At 61.3% G+C, this 16,726-nt stretch carries 18 protein-coding genes; 9 read left to right on the top strand and 9 right to left on the bottom strand.

Features of this window, described 5'->3' with window-relative positions:
* Positions 1 to 7: 7 nt before the first annotated feature.
* On the bottom strand, positions 8 to 502 hold the full coding sequence (locus M0746_RS04590; protein WP_258448338.1) for a SprT family zinc-dependent metalloprotease: 495 nt from the start codon (positions 500 to 502) through the stop codon (positions 8 to 10).
* 130 nt (positions 503 to 632) lie between these two features.
* Positions 633 to 1,235 (bottom strand): Yip1 family protein, encoded by a 603-nt coding sequence (locus tag M0746_RS04595; protein ID WP_090285332.1) that lies wholly within the window; start codon positions 1,233 to 1,235, stop codon positions 633 to 635.
* Between the two features lie 286 nt (positions 1,236 to 1,521).
* On the opposite strand from M0746_RS04595, the gene ttcA reads away from it, so the two are divergent.
* Both ttcA and M0746_RS04610 read left to right on the top strand, forming a co-directional pair.
* Entirely contained in the window at positions 1,522 to 2,346 is an 825-nt protein-coding gene (ttcA, locus tag M0746_RS04600) for a tRNA 2-thiocytidine(32) synthetase TtcA (RefSeq protein ID WP_258448339.1), read from the top strand.
* Positions 2,347 to 2,480: 134 nt separating this feature from the next.
* The gene (locus M0746_RS04610; protein WP_206416556.1) at positions 2,481 to 3,155 is read left to right on the top strand and encodes a DNA-3-methyladenine glycosylase I; all 675 of its coding nucleotides are present in this window, start codon (positions 2,481 to 2,483) and stop codon (positions 3,153 to 3,155) included.
* 149 nt (positions 3,156 to 3,304) lie between these two features.
* On the opposite strand, the gene M0746_RS04615 is transcribed toward M0746_RS04610, so the two are convergent.
* The 3 genes from M0746_RS04615 to arsC are packed head-to-tail and all read right to left on the bottom strand — an operon-like array spanning position 3,305 to position 4,678.
* Complete coding sequence (locus M0746_RS04615) at positions 3,305 to 3,730, bottom strand: DUF2069 domain-containing protein (RefSeq protein ID WP_258448340.1); 426 nt, start codon at positions 3,728 to 3,730, stop codon at positions 3,305 to 3,307.
* Between the two features lies 1 nt (position 3,731).
* A complete protein-coding gene (gene wrbA / locus M0746_RS04620) occupies positions 3,732 to 4,328 on the bottom strand; it encodes an NAD(P)H:quinone oxidoreductase (protein WP_090285324.1) in 597 nt (198 codons plus the stop codon).
* A complete protein-coding gene (gene arsC, locus M0746_RS04625) occupies positions 4,325 to 4,678 on the bottom strand; it encodes an arsenate reductase (glutaredoxin) (protein ID WP_258448341.1) in 354 nt (117 codons plus the stop codon). The genes wrbA and arsC overlap by 4 nt, the downstream gene beginning before the upstream one ends.
* 113 nt (positions 4,679 to 4,791) lie before the next feature.
* Between arsC and M0746_RS04630 the strand changes: the two genes are divergently transcribed.
* Positions 4,792 to 5,259 carry a TlpA disulfide reductase family protein gene (locus M0746_RS04630; protein ID WP_258448342.1) on the top strand — a complete coding sequence of 156 codons (468 nt, stop codon included), beginning with the start codon at positions 4,792 to 4,794 and terminating at the stop codon, positions 5,257 to 5,259.
* Between the two features lie 237 nt (positions 5,260 to 5,496).
* Here the strand turns inward: M0746_RS04630 and M0746_RS04635 are convergent, their stop codons facing one another.
* A complete protein-coding gene (locus tag M0746_RS04635; protein ID WP_208940154.1) occupies positions 5,497 to 5,901 on the bottom strand; it encodes an META domain-containing protein in 405 nt (134 codons plus the stop codon).
* Complete coding sequence (locus tag M0746_RS04640; protein ID WP_208940155.1) at positions 5,901 to 6,335, bottom strand: hypothetical protein; 435 nt, start codon at positions 6,333 to 6,335, stop codon at positions 5,901 to 5,903. The genes M0746_RS04635 and M0746_RS04640 overlap by 1 nt, the downstream gene beginning before the upstream one ends.
* A 133-nt stretch (positions 6,336 to 6,468) precedes the next feature.
* Here M0746_RS04640 and M0746_RS04645 point away from each other — a divergent pair, with 133 nt between their 5' ends.
* The gene (locus tag M0746_RS04645) at positions 6,469 to 6,909 is read left to right on the top strand and encodes a hypothetical protein (RefSeq protein ID WP_258448343.1); all 441 of its coding nucleotides are present in this window, start codon (positions 6,469 to 6,471) and stop codon (positions 6,907 to 6,909) included.
* A 10-nt stretch (positions 6,910 to 6,919) separates the two neighbouring features.
* Here M0746_RS04645 and M0746_RS04650 read toward each other — a convergent pair whose 3' ends face one another.
* Both M0746_RS04650 and M0746_RS04655 read right to left on the bottom strand, forming a co-directional pair.
* Positions 6,920 to 7,909: a 2-hydroxyacid dehydrogenase gene (locus tag M0746_RS04650; RefSeq protein ID WP_258448344.1), complete on the bottom strand. Its 990-nt coding sequence runs from the start codon at positions 7,907 to 7,909 to the stop codon at positions 6,920 to 6,922.
* Positions 7,910 to 7,990: 81 nt separating this feature from the next.
* The gene (locus M0746_RS04655) at positions 7,991 to 10,744 is read right to left on the bottom strand and encodes a response regulator (RefSeq protein ID WP_258451435.1); all 2,754 of its coding nucleotides are present in this window, start codon (positions 10,742 to 10,744) and stop codon (positions 7,991 to 7,993) included.
* Between the two features lie 219 nt (positions 10,745 to 10,963).
* Here M0746_RS04655 and M0746_RS04660 point away from each other — a divergent pair, with 219 nt between their 5' ends.
* From M0746_RS04660 to rlmD, 5 genes are all read left to right on the top strand, one after another.
* Positions 10,964 to 11,686, top strand: a complete 723-nt coding sequence (locus M0746_RS04660) for a response regulator transcription factor (RefSeq protein WP_258448345.1) — start codon at positions 10,964 to 10,966, stop codon at positions 11,684 to 11,686.
* Positions 11,673 to 13,097 carry a sensor histidine kinase gene (locus M0746_RS04665; RefSeq protein WP_258448346.1) on the top strand — a complete coding sequence of 475 codons (1,425 nt, stop codon included), beginning with the start codon at positions 11,673 to 11,675 and terminating at the stop codon, positions 13,095 to 13,097. Before M0746_RS04660 ends, M0746_RS04665 begins: the two co-directional genes overlap by 14 nt.
* Positions 13,098 to 13,281: 184 nt before the next feature.
* Entirely contained in the window at positions 13,282 to 14,307 is a 1,026-nt protein-coding gene (locus M0746_RS04670; protein ID WP_258448347.1) for a PDDEXK nuclease domain-containing protein, read from the top strand.
* A 107-nt stretch (positions 14,308 to 14,414) separates the two neighbouring features.
* Positions 14,415 to 15,317 carry a cysteine synthase CysM gene (gene cysM / locus M0746_RS04675; RefSeq protein ID WP_163004698.1) on the top strand — a complete coding sequence of 301 codons (903 nt, stop codon included), beginning with the start codon at positions 14,415 to 14,417 and terminating at the stop codon, positions 15,315 to 15,317.
* Positions 15,317 to 16,693, top strand: coding sequence for a 23S rRNA (uracil(1939)-C(5))-methyltransferase RlmD (gene rlmD, locus M0746_RS04680; protein WP_258448348.1), 1,377 nt, complete (start codon positions 15,317 to 15,319; stop codon positions 16,691 to 16,693). Before cysM ends, rlmD begins: the two co-directional genes overlap by 1 nt.
* Positions 16,694 to 16,726: the final 33 nt, after the last annotated feature.

The following is a 16,726-nucleotide window of genomic DNA, read 5'->3' on the forward strand; positions in this document are numbered from 1 at the left end:
GAACCACCTATTCCACCCGCATCTCACCACTGAACACCAGCGTCGTGCGGCAACGCCGGCAGAAATACCGTCGCCCCTGTCGCACCAGACTATGGCGCTGTGCGGTAAACGGGAAATCACTCTCGGGACACGGGCATTTATAGATGTAGCGGGTCACGCTGCGGCGTTTGATTTCATAGGTGTGGCAGCGATCCGGCGGCAGTTCGTAAACGCCGCGCATGATCAATTGCCATTCCTCGCCATGGGGCTGGATGCGGTCGCCGAACAGTTGGTGAGCGATCAGATGCGCGACTTCGTGCGCCACGGTCTGCTTGAGGAAGTGTTCGGTGTTTTCCCGGTACAACTGCGGATTGAAGCGCAGCTTGTTCTCGTGCAGATGCGCGACACCGGCTTTCTGCCCGCGCAGCTTGAGGCTGACGACGGGGCGTTTGAAGGAACGTTTGAAAAAGGATTCAGCGAGTTGGTAACAATCTTCGACGCGGGTATTGAGTTGCTCGGGCATGCTTGATGGATCTCCAGAGACGCCGAGTATGCCGCAACCCCGGGCGCTTGCGAATCGCCGAGCTGCCGAATGGTCATCGCGCAAATGACAAGGCCGCCTTGCGGCGGCCTCGCTCACCCGGTGGATATCGTCAGTTGGTGTACACCGGGCCTACGCCCAGGCCCCAGACGATCACGGTAAACGCCATGATCGCCACCAGCACCACCAGGCCTACCGCCAGCACCGAGCTGGAAAACAGGAAGCCTTCGTCCGGAGGAATGTTCATGAACGTCGGCAAGCCCACATACAGCAGATACACCGTGTAGCAGATAGCCGCGGTACCGACGATCATCCCCAGCCACATGTGCGGATACAGCGCCGCCAGCCCGCCGACGAACAACGGTGTCGCGGTATAGGTGGCGAAGGCCACGCAGCGGGCCAGGCTGGGGTTGGCGTCATACGTGCGTGCCATCCAGTGGACAAAGGCGCCCATTACCGCAACGCCACCGAGCATCGCCAGGTACGACATGATCGTCATCCACAGCGCACTTTCAAAGGTGAGCATCACCGGCGCGCGGTTGCCGATCACCCAGCCAACCTGAGTGGTACCGATAAACGCCGAGACGGCGGGAATCGCCGCCAGAATCAGCGTGTGAGTGAGGTACATGTGGCTGATGCTTTCCTCTTGGTCGCCACGGATTTCCTTCCATTCCTGATCGGGGTGGGTAAACAGTCCCACTACGTGATGGATCATGCCATTCACTCCTCTTGATATTGCCATCGCCCCCCAACGGAGCGCCTACGGGCCAGGCGGCCGAGCAAATACAGGTCTTCAGATGTGTGCGACCTTATGTCGCAGTATAGAAAGGACTGAACCGCACCGGTATCAGGGGCTTAGAGCAAATCGCGCTGTAAACAGGGCGGATAATCGCCTTGGGGTCTGTGCGAAGTGCGCTTTGGCGGCCGACAACCCGTCCCCACAGCGGCGGGGTTTTTGCGTAAAATGCCGGCCTTTCGTCACACCTCACGGATTTCGCGTCATGGGCACTCTTACGGTCAACCAGAACAAACTGCAAAAGCGCCTGCGCCGCCTGGCCGGCGAAGCGGTCGCCGATTTCAACATGATCGAAGACGGCGACAAGGTCATGGTCTGCCTGTCCGGGGGCAAGGACAGCTACACCATGCTCGACGTGCTGCTGCACCTGCAGAAGGTTGCACCGATCAGGTTCGAGATCGTCGCGGTGAACATGGACCAGAAGCAGCCGGGCTTTCCCGAGCACGTGCTGCCGGCCTACCTGAAAGAGCTGGGCGTCGAGTACCACATCGTCGAGAAAGACACCTACTCGGTGGTCAAGGAACTGATCCCGGAAGGCAAGACCACCTGCTCGCTGTGCTCACGCCTGCGTCGCGGCACGCTGTACACCTTTGCCGATGAAATCGGCGCGACGAAAATGGCCCTCGGTCACCACCGCGACGACATCGTCGAGACGTTCTTCCTCAATATGTTCTTCAACGGCAGCCTCAAGGCCATGCCGCCAAAGCTGCGCGCCGACGACGGGCGCAACGTGGTGATCCGTCCGCTGGCGTACTGCAACGAGAAGGACATTCAGGCCTACTCGGACCTCAAGCAATTCCCGATCATCCCGTGCAACCTTTGCGGTTCGCAGGAAAACCTGCAGCGTCAGGTGGTCAAGGAAATGCTTCAGGACTGGGAACGCAAGACCCCGGGCCGCACCGAGAGCATTTTCCGCAGTCTGCAGAACGTGATCCCGTCGCAACTGGCCGACCGCAACCTGTTCGACTTCACCAGCCTGAAGATCGACGAAACCGCGGCGTCGCGCTTCGTCAACGTCGTCAATCTGTAAACCCATCCAAATGCGGGAGCGAGCCTGCTCGCGAAAGCGGTGTGTCATTCAGCACATGCGTTGAATGATCCGACGCCTTCGCGAGCAGGCTCGCTCCCACAGGGATCTATTTGTTTCATTCGATAGGAGAGGGCATGCGCGATTACAAGTGGCTGCACGAATACTGTCTGAACCGTTTCGGTTCGGCGGCTGCACTGGAAGCCCATCTGCCTGTTCCGAAAACCCCTGCGCAACTGCGCAAGATCAGCGACGACCGCTACCTCTCGACCATGGCCCTGCGGGTGTTTCGCGCCGGCCTCAAGCACAGTCTGGTCGACGCCAAATGGCCGGCCTTCGAAGAAGTGTTCTTCAAGTTCGATCCGGAAAAAGTCGTGCTGATGAGCGCTGAGCACCTTGAGCGCCTGATGCAGGACGCACGGATCATCCGCCACTTGGGCAAGTTGAAAAGCGTGCCGCGCAATGCGCAGTTCATTCTTGATGTGGAGCAGGACAAGGGCAGCTTCGGCGCGCTGATCGCCGACTGGCCGGTGACCGATATCGTCGGCCTGTGGACGTACCTGAAAAAGCACGGTCATCAACTGGGCGGGCTGTCAGCGCCGCGCTTCTTGCGCATGGTTGGCAAGGACACTTTTGTGCCGAGCTATGACGTGGTGGCGGCCTTGAACGCACAGAAGATCGTCGACAAGGTACCGACCAGCCTGCGCGATCTGGCGACCGTGCAGAACGCGTTCAATCAGTGGCACGAACAGAGCGGCGGCCGGCCGATGAGCCAGATTTCGATGATGCTCGCCTATACCGTCAATCATTGAGCCAATCCGATCGTTCCCATGCAGAGCATCCGATCGTTCCCATGCTCCGCGTGGGAATGCCGCCCGGGACGCTCCGCGTCCCTGAGACGCAGAGCGTCTCTGGATGCGTTCCCACGCAGAGCGTGGGAACGATCAGTGCCAGCGGTTTTTCAGGCGACGGCGATTTCACCTTCACCCGCCAGCTTGCGGTCAAGCTGATAACGCCAGCGCACATACAGCAGCGCCGAGCAGAACAGCGCCAGGCTTGCGCCCATCTCCAGCACACCAAACCACTGCCGGTTCGGGTCATACGCCGCCAGTGCGCCTTTGATGAAATACAGATTCACCACAAAACACATCCATGAGTGCCCGCGTGCGCTGCCCATGATCATTGCCGGTGCGAGTACCAGCCACGGGATCAGTTCGACCAGCAGTATCACCCATGGTCGTGCGCCATGCAGGTCGGCGAATAACAGGTAATACGCCGTGAGCAGTCCGGCGAGGGCGAAAAAGCTCAGCAGGCTGAGCACCCGCATCGCCTTCACCCGCGGCTCCAGCCACTCGATTGAGGGCAGGATTTTCGGCTTCTTCGCCATCTCAGCCCACCAGTTTTTGCGCGGTTTTCGCCAGACGCAGACCGAGGGCGCGGCACAGCGCCACTTCGTGCTGATCGAGGCCGCTCTTGCCGTCAGCGCCGGCATGATGGCTGGCACCGTAAGGCGTACCGCCGCCCTCGGTTTCCAGCAGCGCCGATTCGCTGTACGGCAGGCCGGTGATCAGCATGCCGTGGTGCAACAGCGGCAGCATCATCGACAGCAGGGTGGTTTCCTGACCGCCGTGCAGGCTGGCGGTGGAAGTGAAAACGCCGGCCGGTTTGCCGACCAGCGCGCCGGTCAGCCAGAGATTGCTGGTGCCGTCGAGAAAGTATTTCAGCGGGGCGGCCATGTTGCCGAAGCGGGTCGGGCTGCCCAGTGCCAGACCGGCACAATTTTTCAGATCATCGAGGGTCGCGTAGAGCGCGCCTTCTGCGGGGATGTCCGGGGCCACGGCTTCGCATTCGGTGGAAATTGCCGGTACCGTGCGCAGTCGCGCCTCCAGCCCGGCCTGTTCGACACCGCGGGCGATCTGCCGGGCCATCTCATTGGTCGAACCGCTGCGGCTGTAATACAGAACCAGAATGTACGGCGCGCTCACGGCAGCAACTCCAGAATGTTTTCCGGTGGACGGCCGATGACCGCTTTGTCGCCGACTTCGAGGATCGGCCGTTCCATCAGTTTTGGATGTGCGGCGATGGCGTCGATCAGTTGCGCTTCGTTGAGGCTTTCATCCGCGAGCTGAAGCATTTTGTATTCATCTTCCCCGCTGCGCAGCAACTGCCGTGCGCTGATCCCGAGCTTGCCGAGCAGCGCCTTGATTTGCGCCGCATTCAGCGGGGTTTCGAGGTAGCGCACCACGGTTGGCGTGAGGCCGCGGGTTTCGAGCAGTTCCAGTGCGCCGCGGGATTTCGAGCAGCGCGGATTGTGATAAAGCGTCAGATCGGTCATGGCGGGTCGCTTCTGGCGTAAAGTGGCGGCTATTCTAACTGTGCAGCGCGCAATCCAGAACCGTCAGAGGCGATGGGTCGCAGGCGCCTTCGAATTTTCTCAAGGAACACGACATGACACGGCGATTGGCAGCGGCATTGACGGTAATCGGGGCGTTGATGCTGGGGGGCTGCGGCAATGATTACGGGATCGACCAGAACGGCCAGAAGGTCGCGTCCGAGCGTCTCGACAAACACTGGGTGGTGCTCAACTACTGGGCCGAATGGTGCGGCCCGTGTCGCACGGAGATTCCTGAACTCAATCACTTGGCTGACGAACTCAAGAGCAAGAACGTCGGTGTGTTCGGCGTCAACTTCGACAACGTGCAAGGCGCGGAGCTGAAAGAGGCCAGTGAAAAGCTGGGGATCAAGTTCACCGTGCTGGCGCAGGATCCGGCGGAGCTGTTCGAATTGCCGCGCAGCGAGGCATTGCCGGTGACTTACATCATCGACGACAAGGGCAAGGTGCGGGAGCAGTTGCTCGGTGAGCAGACAGCGGCGGGGGTGATGGCCAAACTCGAGGCGTTGCAGGCGACGAAGTAAGCCGCCAGAAGCCCCTCACCCCAGCCCTCTCCCGGAGGGAGAGGGGGCCGACCGTGGTGTCTGGCGAGTTACATCGACCTGAGAGATCGAGTCGATTGTAGATTCGCCAGAGCAGAATTCCTTCGAATATGGATTCGGCGATGGCCTTTCAGGTCGGCGTAGCTCTCCAATATCCCCCAATCAGTTCCCTCTCCCCTTGGGAGAGGGCTAGGGTGAGGGCTTTGGCGGTCTTGTGGCTCAACCCTCTTCCAGCCACCAGCGCAACGGCTTGCCTTCGGCCGGCCAGAAACGCATCTGCTCAATCGGCGAGATGTCCCAGCGTTCGACCTTTTCCAGCGCCTGCAAAAAGCGCTGTTCCTGCTCCATCAACGCCGGGGCGCAGAGTTTGCGGGTCTTGCCGATCTTGCCAAACGACAGCTTGTCGCCTTCGAGCGTGTACGGCGCGAACCAATGGTTGCAGCCGCCGTTGCCGTAGGCGCGGCCATCGTCGCCGAGGGTCACGGTCAGATGGCTGTAATCCATCAGCGGGCGCTCGCCGATCCATTCCAGAATGTAGCTGCGGTTGTGTTGCAACTGCACAGGCTCGGCGGCGCAACCCGCGAGACCGATACCGACCAGAGCGGCCAGGGCGAAGCGTTTCATCACGCGGGCTCCTGGCATTTCGGGCACAGGTGCTTGTCGCCCACGGCTTTCCAGCCCAGCTCGGCGATGCGTGCGGTGGCGGCCGGTTTTTCAGCGGTCTTGCCGAGTTTGGCGTCGACCGCGAATTCAAAACTCAGCGCTTTGCCGCAGCTGTCGCAGTTGACCTGCCAGGTATGGATCGCCAGTTCGCCGAACAGCGGGCCGGTGGTCATCGCGGTCCATTGGCCCGGCGGGTTGATCAGGTGGCGGACGGTGTCGACGGTCAGGCGCATGGACAAATCCTTGCTGCCTTTGAGGGTCACCAGCAGGACATCACCGATGCGGATCGAGCCACCGTTGCCGGTGACCTGATAGCGGCCCGGTACGAGGGCGCGGCATTCGGTGAGGGTGTGTTGCGGGTTCATCAGGGTGTAGCGGAAATCGTGTTCGACCATGGGTCCTCCAAATATGCGCGACATGCTAGCACGGCCCCGATTGCAGAATGATGCGCGCGTGCGACCTTCGATCCGGTTCAAATCGGCCAGCACTCATGGCAAACTGCCGGCCCCGAATCTGAAGGAACGGAACATGGCGCTGATCGAATGTTATGAATGCAAGCGGAGCATCAGTTCTGAAGCGCTGGTGTGCATTCACTGCGGGGCGCCGATGGCCGAACACGCCGCCATGCAGGCGAAACCGGCAGCCAGCTCGACGATTTCCTTTGGCAGCCTGCCACGTAACAAGGCCGTGCCCGAAGTATCGATGGCGCCGACGCCCGAGCCGTTACCCAAGGTGATGCCGGCCGCAGCCGGGCGGCGCCGCCGTCAGCAGGCCGAGCAAGCGCTTGAACAGACCGCCAACCCCGACGGCAGCCGCCCGGTCGAGGGCTGGCTGAAGATCATGGTGTTTCTGCTGCCGATGGTGTTTGTCTGGTTCCTGCTGCGCAATGGTCATTCGGCGAAACAGCGGCTGTTCGGTTTCGGCTGGCTGGCCTTGCTGATCCTGGCGTCTTCGCTGTCGCCAAAGTAACCGGGGCGACTCAACCCTCGACCTGGTTCTGCGGCATGCCTGCCGCCCAGGTCGCGATGTTGCTCAGCGTGGTTGCGGCAATCGCACCCAGTGCCTCGCGTGTCAGAAAGGCCTGATGCGCGGTGATGATCACGTTTGGAAAAGTCAGCAAGCGTGCCAGCACATCGTCCTGCAAGGGCAGGTCCGAGCGGTCCTCGAAAAACAGCTGCGCCTCTTCTTCATACACATCCAGCCCCAGATAACCGAGTTGGCCGTCCTTCAGCGCGTCGATCAGCGCCGGTGTGTCGACCAGACCGCCGCGCCCGGTATTGATCAGCATGGCGCCGGGCTGCATGTGCGCCAGCGAATCACGGTTGATCAGGTGCTTGCTCTGCTCATTGAGCGGGCAATGCAGGCTGATGATTCGCGACTGCGCGAGCAGTTCCGGCAGGCTCAGATAACGCGCGCCCAAAGCGAGCACATCCGGATTCGGGTACGGGTCGTAAGCGAGTAATTTACAGCCGAAGCCGTGCATGATTTTCGCAAATGTCGCGCCGATCTGCCCGGTGCCGACAATCCCGACGGTCTTGCCGACCAGATCGAAACCGGTCAGGCCATGCAAGCTGAAATCGCCTTCGCGGGTGCGGTTATAGGCGCGGTGCAAGCGTCGGTTGAGGGCGAGGATCAGCGCCACCGCGTGCTCGGCCACCGCATGCGGCGAATACGCCGGCACGCGCACCACGGCCAGTCCGAGGCGTTTGGCGGCGATCAGATCGACGTGGTTGTAACCCGCCGAACGCAAGGCGATCAGGCGGGTGCCGCCGGCGGCCAGACGTTCCAGCACCGCCGCGCTGAGGTCGTCATTGATGAATGCGCAAACCACCTCATGCGCATCGGCCAGTGCCACCGTGTCGAGGCTCAGCCGCGCCGGTTGAAAGTGCAGCTCGATGTCCGGCGGGCAGTCGGCGCCGAGGAAACTGTCGCGGTCGTAGGTCTGGCTGCTGAAAACGATGGTGCGCATGCAATCCTCCTTGAACATCGACAGGCTTGAATCATGGTCTGCCACTTTAGCGCTGACAGCGCCGCCGGGTATTGCCGTGGATCAGGCGCTGATCTTCGCCTGCGCCGCCAATCGGTTGATTGCCCGTTCCAGTTCATCCAGCGCCAGAGTGGCTTTCGGGTCGTTCTGTTTGAGCAGGGTTTCGCTGCGCTGGCAGGCCGCGCGCAATTGCGGCACGCCACAGTAACGGGTGGCGCCGTGCAGGCGATGCACGCGTTCGAGCAGCGCGTTCTGATCGTGGCTGTCGCGAGCGGCGCGGATGGCTTCGCGGTCGGCTTCCAGCGAGGCAAGCAGCATTGCCAGCATGTCCGCGGCCAGGTCGGCCTTGCCGGCGGCCAGACGCAAACCTTCTTCATGATCGAGCACCGGCAATTCATGGCTGCTCGCCGCGCTGTCGCTGCCGCGCTCCGGCGCTTGATTGCGCAGGGCCAGCCCCGTCCATTTCAGCACCACCTGCGCCAGTTGCCGTTCGCTGATCGGTTTGGTCAGGTAGTCGTCCATGCCGCTTTGCAGCAGCGCGCGTTTTTCATTGGCCATGGCGTGGGCGGTGAGGGCGACAATCGGCAACGGCGTGCTGTGCCGCTCGCTTTCCCACTGACGGATCGCTTCGGTGCTCTGGCGACCGTCCATGCCCGGCATCTGCACGTCCATCAGCACCAGATCGAACGATTCGGTCTGCACCGCTTTGACCGCCGCGTAACCGCTTTCTACCGCAAGGACCTTGGCGCCCATGTCTTCGAGCAGGGTCTGCACCAGCAGCAGGTTGGCCGGGTTGTCGTCGACACACAGCACTTTCGGCGCCCGGCTCGACAGCGGCTCGCCCGGTTCATGGCGCGGCTGGCGCGGGTTGACCAGATCTGACAGGGCCCGTCGCAGTTTGCGCGTGCACGCCGGTTTGGCTTGCAACTGGCTGTGCGGGTTGGGCACCGACAGATGGAACAGCGTCTGCTCGGTGGTCGGGCACAACACCAGTACTTTGCAGCCGAGGTGTTCGAGGTCCCAGATGTGCTGGTTCAAGCGCTCGGGCAGCATGTCGTTGCTGGTGATGCCGATGACCGCCAGATCGATCGCCTGATCGGTCTGGTGCGCGCCGGTGACGCCGTTGGTCAGGCTTTCAAGGGTATTGAACGGGGTGACGTCGAGGCCGCAATCTTCCAGTTGATGTTGCAGGGCCTGCCGCGCCAGTTCGTGGTTTTCCAGCACCGCGACGCGACGCCCGAGCAGTGGCGCGGCGGGCATGTCTTCGGCGTCGTCGCGGGTTTTCGGCAGGCTCAGGCTGATCCAGAATTCCGAGCCTTCGCCCGGCGTGCTGTCGACGCCGATTTCGCCGCCCATCTGCTCGATCAAACGTTTCGATATCACCAGCCCCAAACCGGTCCCGCCGGGTTGGCGCGACAGCGAATTGTCCGCCTGGCTGAAGGCCTGGAACAACGCGCGCACATCCTGATTGGACAAGCCGATGCCGGTGTCCTGAATGCTGATGCGCAGTTGCACGCTGTCTTCGTGTTCATCTTCCAGCATGGCCCGGGCGACGATGGTGCCTTCGCGGGTGAACTTGATCGCATTGCTGACCAGGTTGGTGAGGATCTGCTTGAGCCGCAGCGGATCGCCGACCAGCGACAGCGGCGTATCGCGGTAGACCAGGCTGACCAGTTCCAGCTGCTTGGCGTGCGCCGCCGGGGCAAGAATGGTCAGGGTGTCCTGGAGCAGGTCGCGCAGGTTGAACGGGATATGGTCCAGCACCAGTTTGCCGGCCTCGATTTTCGAGAAATCGAGAATCTCGTTGATGATCCCCAGCAGGCTGTCGGCGGATTTTTCGATGGTGCCCAGATAGTCGAGCTGGCGCGGGGTCAGTTCGCTTTTCTGCAATAAATGAGTGAAGCCGAGGATACCGTTCAGAGGCGTGCGGATCTCGTGGCTCATATTGGCGAGAAATTCCGATTTGATCCGGCTCGCCTCCAGCGCCTCTTTGCGCGCCAGATCCAGCTCGATGTTCTGGATCTCGATGGTTTCCAGATTCTGGCGCACGTCTTCGGTGGCCTGATCGACACTGTGCTGCAATTCTTCGCGGGCATTTTGCAGGGTGCCGGCCATGCGATTGATGCCCGAGGCCAGTTCATCCAGCTCCTGACTGCCGAGCGGCGGCAAACGGGTCTCGAGGTGGCCGTCCTTGAGCTGGGCGACGGCTTGCTTGATCTGCCCGAGCGGGCGGTTGATCGTGCGGCCCATGCGCAATGCCAGCAGCGCCGCGCCGGCCAGCCCGGCGGCGATCAGCAGCAGGCTGGCAAACAGGCTGCGATAGCCGCGCAGCAACATGCCGTTGTGCGACAGCTCCAGCTCGACCCAGCCGAGCAGGCGGTCGGACTCTTCCGGGATCAGCTCGCCGGCGAGGTTGCGGTGCTTGCCGAATACTGGCATCAGATACCGGGTGGCGTCGTTGCCGCTGCGCCGTTGCAATTGCGCGCTGTCGCCGCTTGGCGCCTGATTGAGCATGGTCGGCCCGGCGTGGGCCAGTGGCGAGCGATCGGCGGCGAGAAATGTCACCGCGCGCACGTCGGGTTGTTCCAGCGACTGCGTGGCGATGCGCTCGAGCAGTTCATTGTTGCCGTGGCCCATGGCCGGCGCGACCAGCGGCGCCAGTTGCTCGGCGATCATTTCGCCGCGCTGCATCAATTGGGTCTGCAAGTCGGACTGCTGCGTCCAGGTGAAATACCCGCCCAGCACCAGCGCCATCAGGCTGGTCGGCAACAAGGTCAGCAACAATACCCGACCTTTGATTCCCAGTTTCTTGAGCACGCCTGTCTCCTGCATCCCGCTGATCTGTTGACTCATGCGTGCATCCGGCACGCGACATGGGCGCAGTGTAGCGATTTGCTCGCGGGCAATCTTCGGAAAAATGTGTGCGCAATCGCGACGCCCGAACAGGCGCGTTGGTCTGGTGGCCGATCCTTGAGTTGCCGCGGGCCCGGCAATCTTGAATAATCGCGCCCAACTGAGAATTACTTGCAGATACTCATGACTCCTGTTTCCGTTGGCCAGCCACGCATTCTTTCCATCGAAGACGATCCGGTGCTCGGTGCCTATGTGCATGAACATCTGGGCCGCAGCGGCTTTCAGGTGACCTGGTGCCAGAATGGCGCGGAAGGCTTGAACATCGCCAGGCACCAGCCGTTCGACGTGGTGCTGATGGACATTCTCTTGCCGGGGCTCGACGGCTTGAAGCTGCTGACGCAATTGCGCCAGAGCCATTCGACGCCGGTGCTGTTGATGTCGGCCCTTGGCGCCGAAGCGGATCGCATCAGCGGTTTCCGCCTCGGTGCCGATGATTATTTGCCCAAGCCGTTCAGCATGGCCGAGTTGCATGTGCGCATCGAAGCCATCCTGCGCCGGGTCGCCCTTGATCGCCGCCCGGCGGCGGCTGTGCTGCCAGCGGCAGGCGGTGCGCTGCGCTTCGACGATGAACAGTGCGAGGTGTTTTTCCGCGAGCAGGCCGCCGGGCTGACCCGCAGCGAATTCCGCTTGCTCGACACCCTCAACCGCAACGACGAAGAAGTGCTGAGCAAAGCCTTCCTTTATCAGCATGTGCTGCAACGCGGCTACGCCGCCCATGATCGCAGCCTCGACATGCACATCAGCCAGATCCGCCGCAAACTCAAGGCCATCGGTTACACCGAGCGCGAAGTGCGCACTGTCTGGGGCAAGGGCTACGTATTGAGTGGCGCCGATGAAACGCTCTGAACTGCCGGGGCGGCATTCGCTGTTCTGGAAGCTGGCTCTGCTGCTGGTGGCGTTCTGTCTGCTGATGATCTGGCTGAGCTGGTCATGGGGCCGCTACATGGAGGAGCGCAATCAGTTCCTCTCCGACGAAGCTCGCGCAACGCTCAGTCGCTATGCGGCGCAAGCGGAGCAGGCCTGGCAGCACGGCGGCCGCCACGGCGTGGATGACTGGCTGCAAAGCATGGAATTGCGCGAGGCCAGTTGGGTGGGCGTGATTGGCGGCAATTTGCAGTCGCTCAGCAGCGAGCCGTTGAACGAGGCGGACGTGCAGCACCTGACTTTCCTGCGCGGCCTCGACTGGCCTATCCACAAGAAGGGCCGGCCGTGGCTGCGTGTGCCGTTTCCTAAAGAACCGTCCGCCGGCATCCTCGTCATCGAGTTGCCGGAACGCTATGTGCCGGGCAAATACAGGGTGTTCTGGCGCGTCATTACCAATGGCGTGATTCCCGGGCTGTTCACCTTGTTGTTGTGCGTCGGCCTGTACCGCTTGCTGGTGGTGCCCCTCAATAACCTGCGTGAACAGGCCAACGCCTGGCGCGCCGACCAATTGAATGTGCGCCTGTCGAGTGGCATGACCCAGCGTCCCGACGAACTCGGTGAGCTGGCCCGCGCATTCGATTCGATGTCCGAACGCCTGCAAACCACCGTCGCTTTACAGCAGCAGCTATTACGCGATTTATCCCATGAACTGCGCACGCCGCTGAGCCGCCTGCGCGTCGCCAGTGAAGGCGAGCAAGGGCTGCCACAGTTGCGCGAACGCATTGGTCGCGAGGTCGACGGCATGCAGCGGCTGGTCGAAGACACCTTGCAACTGGCCTGGCTCGACACCGACCGCACACCCTTGCCGGACGAAGCGATCCAGGTTCAGGCACTGTGGGAAATGCTCACCGATAACGCTTGCTATGAAAGCGGCTGGCCGAGCTTGCAGTTGCAATGTTCGGTCGATGCATCGTGCTGGGTACGCGGCCATCTCAATACCTTGGCGCAAGCGCTGGAGAATATTCTGCGCAACGCCATCCGCCATTCGCCCGAGGGCGGGATTGTGCGTCTCGATGCACGGCGCGATGGCGATTATTGGCATCTGTGGCTGGAAGATCAGGGCGGCGGCGTGGCTGAGGCGGATCTGCAGCGGATCTTTTCGCCGTTCATTCGACTTGACGGCTCGCGGCCCGGGGATGGCGGGTTTGGTTTGGGCTTGAGCATTGCGCGCAACGCGGTGCAGCGCCAGGGCGGGTTGCTCTGGGCCGAGAATGCCGGGGCGGGGTTGCGGTTGAATTTGCGCTTGCTGGCGGATGATGGTGTCGCCAGTTCTGACGCCTGCGCGAGCAGGCTCGCTCCCACATTGGAGCTGGGTTCGGCGCAGGTTGTGTGAACAACGCGCGTTCCGTGTAGGAGTGAGCCTGCTCGCGATGTAGTCCATCCAGGACCTCAATCCTGCTGGGTTGACGGAGCGCTCGTCTTCTTCTGTATGACATTTCCCAAGCTGCACCAGCGGTCATTTCAGGCTTCCTGAACGGTTTAGGCTCGTGCTTCACCTAACCTTCAAGGAATTGCGCATGAATGCATCCAGCCTTACCAGCGGCTCAGATGGCGAACGTTTCAATGAAGTGCTCGCGCTGATTCACAGTTCCAGACACAAGGCCATGCAGGCGGTCAATACACAGCTGATTGAGCTTTATTGGCAGGTGGGGGCGCATATCAGCCTCAAGATCGCGCGGGCGGAGTGGGGGGATTCGGTGGTGGGTCAATTGGCCGATCATTTGGCTCTGACACAACCAGGGTTGCGCGGTTTTACTCGTTCGAACCTGTTTCGAATGCGCCAGTTTTATGAGACTTATCATGCCGAAGAGAAAGTCGCACCACTGGTGCGACAATTATCCTGGTCGCACAATCTGGTCATCTTCAGCCAGTGCAAACGACCCGAGGAACGCGCGTTTTACGTACGAATGGCCGTTCGAGAGCAATGGTCCAGACGTGAGCTGGAGCGGCAGCTGAAAACAGCGCTGTTTGAGCGAAGCGTCACCGATCCGGCAAAAGCCTCCGCCGCACTTGAACAAGTCCACCCGGCAGCGCTGGACATTTTCCGCGATTCCTACATGGTCGAATTTCTCGATCTGCCCTCTGCTCATTCCGAAACCGATCTGCACCAGGGACTGTTATCCCGCCTCAAGGAATTCCTGATCGAACTTGGTCGCGATTTCTGTTTTGTCGGTTCCGAATACCCGCTGCAAGTTGGCGGTCGGGATTTCTCACTCGATCTTCTGTTCTTTCACCGAGGGCTCAACTGCCTGGTAGCCATTGAACTCAAGGTCGGCCGTTTTGAGCCGGAATACCTCGGCAAGCTAGATTTCTATCTGGAGGCGCTGGATCGCAATGTCCGCAAGCCTCACGAAAATCCGGCCATCGGTGTCCTGCTGTGTGCAAGCAAGGAAGATGAGGTCGTCGAGTACGCCCTCAATCGTAGCCTCTCGCCTGCGCTGATTGCGCAATATCAGACCTGTCTGCCGGATAAGCAATTGCTGCAAGCCAAGTTGCATGAGTTTTACGCGCTGGATACCGCTCACATAGAAAACACTGACTAGCGTGCGCTTATTCCCATAAACCATAAGCACCGCACTTTGCGTGATATGGCCTGCGCGGGTTTGCCGGTATGATAGGCGCCCCCGCACGTCTGGATTGCGAATACGCCATGACCCTGCAGTACCCAACCATCGCCGATTGCGTCGGCAACACGCCGCTGGTGCGTTTGCAGCGCCTGCCCGGCGCCACCAGCAACACCCTTTTGCTCAAGCTCGAAGGGAACAACCCGGCGGGTTCGGTCAAGGACCGTCCGGCGCTGTCGATGATCACCCGTGCCGAGTTGCGCGGGCAGATCCACGCCGGCGATACGCTGATCGAGGCAACCTCCGGCAACACCGGCATCGCCTTGGCCATGGCGGCCGCGATCAAGGGTTACAAGATGATCCTGATCATGCCGGACAATTCCAGCGCCGAGCGTAAAGCGGCGATGACCGCGTATGGCGCCGAGCTGATTCTGGTCAGCCAGGAAGAAGGCATGGAAGGCGCGCGCGATCTGGCGCAGCGCATGGAAGCCGAAGGCCGCGGCAAGGTGCTCGATCAGTTTGCCAACGGTGATAACCCCGAAGCGCACTACACCACCACCGGTCCGGAGATCTGGCGCCAGACCCAGGGCAGCATCACCCATTTCGTCAGTTCGATGGGCACCACCGGCACCATCATGGGCGTCTCGCGCTATTTGAAAGAGCAGAGCGACAGCGTGCAGATCGTCGGTCTGCAACCGATGGAAGGCTCGGCCATTCCCGGCATCCGCCGCTGGCCGCAGGAATATCTGCCGAAGATCTATCAGGCCGACCGTGTCGACCGCATCGTCGACATGGCGCAAAGCGAAGCCGAGGACGTCACCCGTCGCCTGGCCCGCGAAGAAGGCATCTTCTGCGGCGTGTCTTCGGGCGGTGCGGTGGCAGCAATGCTGCGCTTGTCCAAAGAAGTTGAAAACGCGGTGATCGTCGCGATCATTTGCGACCGTGGCGACCGTTACCTGTCGACCGGCATTTTCGACGCGCCCAACTGATGGCCAAACACGAGAGAGGCCTGCGCTTCCAGCCTACCGGCGGCAGCAAGGCTGTACAAATCCCGACCGGCAAAAAGCAGCGCTTGAACATCGAGCGCCTGGCCAATGACGGCCGCGGTATCGCGTTTTTCGAAGGCAAAACCTGGTTCGTCCTCGGCGCTCTCGCCGGCGAAGAAGTCGAGGCGCGGGTGCTTGGCGCCCACGGCAAAGTCGTCGAGGCGCGCACCGAACGCGTGTTCAAGGCCAGCCAATTGCGTCGCCCGGCGCCATGCCCGCATGCCGGTCGCTGCGGCGGTTGCAGCGTGCAGCACCTGCCCCATGACGAACAACTCGCCCTGAAACAGCGCATGCTCGCCGAGCAATTGTCGCGCGTTGCCAGCGTTGAGCCGCAAGAATGGGCTGCGCCGTTGACCGGCCCGGAATTCGGCTATCGCCGTCGCGCGCGGATTGCGGTGCGCTGGGACATGAAGGCAAAGCAACTTGAAGTGGGTTTCCGCGCCGCCGGCAGTCAGGACATCGTGGCGATCAGCGAATGCCCGGTGCTGGTACAGCCCTTGCAGCCGATCATGACTGGATTGCCGGAGATGCTACGGCGTTTGAGCAAGCCGCAAGCGCTGGGCCATGTCGAATTGTTCAGCGGCTCGTCACTGGCCGTATTGCTGCGGCACATGGCGCCGCTGTCCGAAGCGGACCTGACGATCCTCAAGGATTTCTGCCAATTCCATGAGGCGCAATTGTGGCTGCATGGCGAAGGCGAGCCGCAACCGGTCGACGCCAGCCAGGCGCTGGGTTATCACCTGGAACAATGGGACCTCGATCTGGCCTATCGCCCCGGCGACTTCGTTCAGGTCAATGCCGGCGTCAACGAGGCGATGGTCGCCCAGGCGCTGGACTGGCTGAAGCCGAGAGCAGAGGAACGCGTGCTGGACCTGTTTTGCGGTCTGGGCAACTTCGCGTTGCCGTTGGCCCAAAGCGTGCGTGAAGTGGTAGCGGTCGAAGGCGTGCAGACCATGGTCGAGCGCGCCGCAGCCAACGCCGCCAGTAACAATTTGCATAACACAAAGTTTTTTCAAGCCGATTTATCCCAGCCTTTGAGCGATGCCCAGTGGATCGGAAACGGCTTTTCTGCGGTACTCTTGGACCCACCCCGTGACGGTGCTTTCGAGGTGGTGCGCAAGCTGGCGAGCCTGGGTGCCAAACGGCTGGTGTATGTGTCGTGCAACCCTGCAACTCTGGCGCGCGATACGGTCGAATTGATCAAGCAGGGCTACCGGTTAAAACGTGCCGGGATTCTCGATATGTTTCCTCAGACGGCGCATGTCGAGGCCATGGCGTTATTTGAAGCGAGCCAGGACGGCTCGTCTGAATCCGTCTGATCTGTCCGTGCCGCGCTCGCCTGAGCCCCGCGA

Origin of the sequence: Pseudomonas sp. S11P7 (genome assembly GCF_023195435.1) — a bacterium.
In the GTDB taxonomy this organism is placed as follows: Bacteria; Pseudomonadota; Gammaproteobacteria; order Pseudomonadales; family Pseudomonadaceae; genus Aquipseudomonas; species Aquipseudomonas fluorescens_G.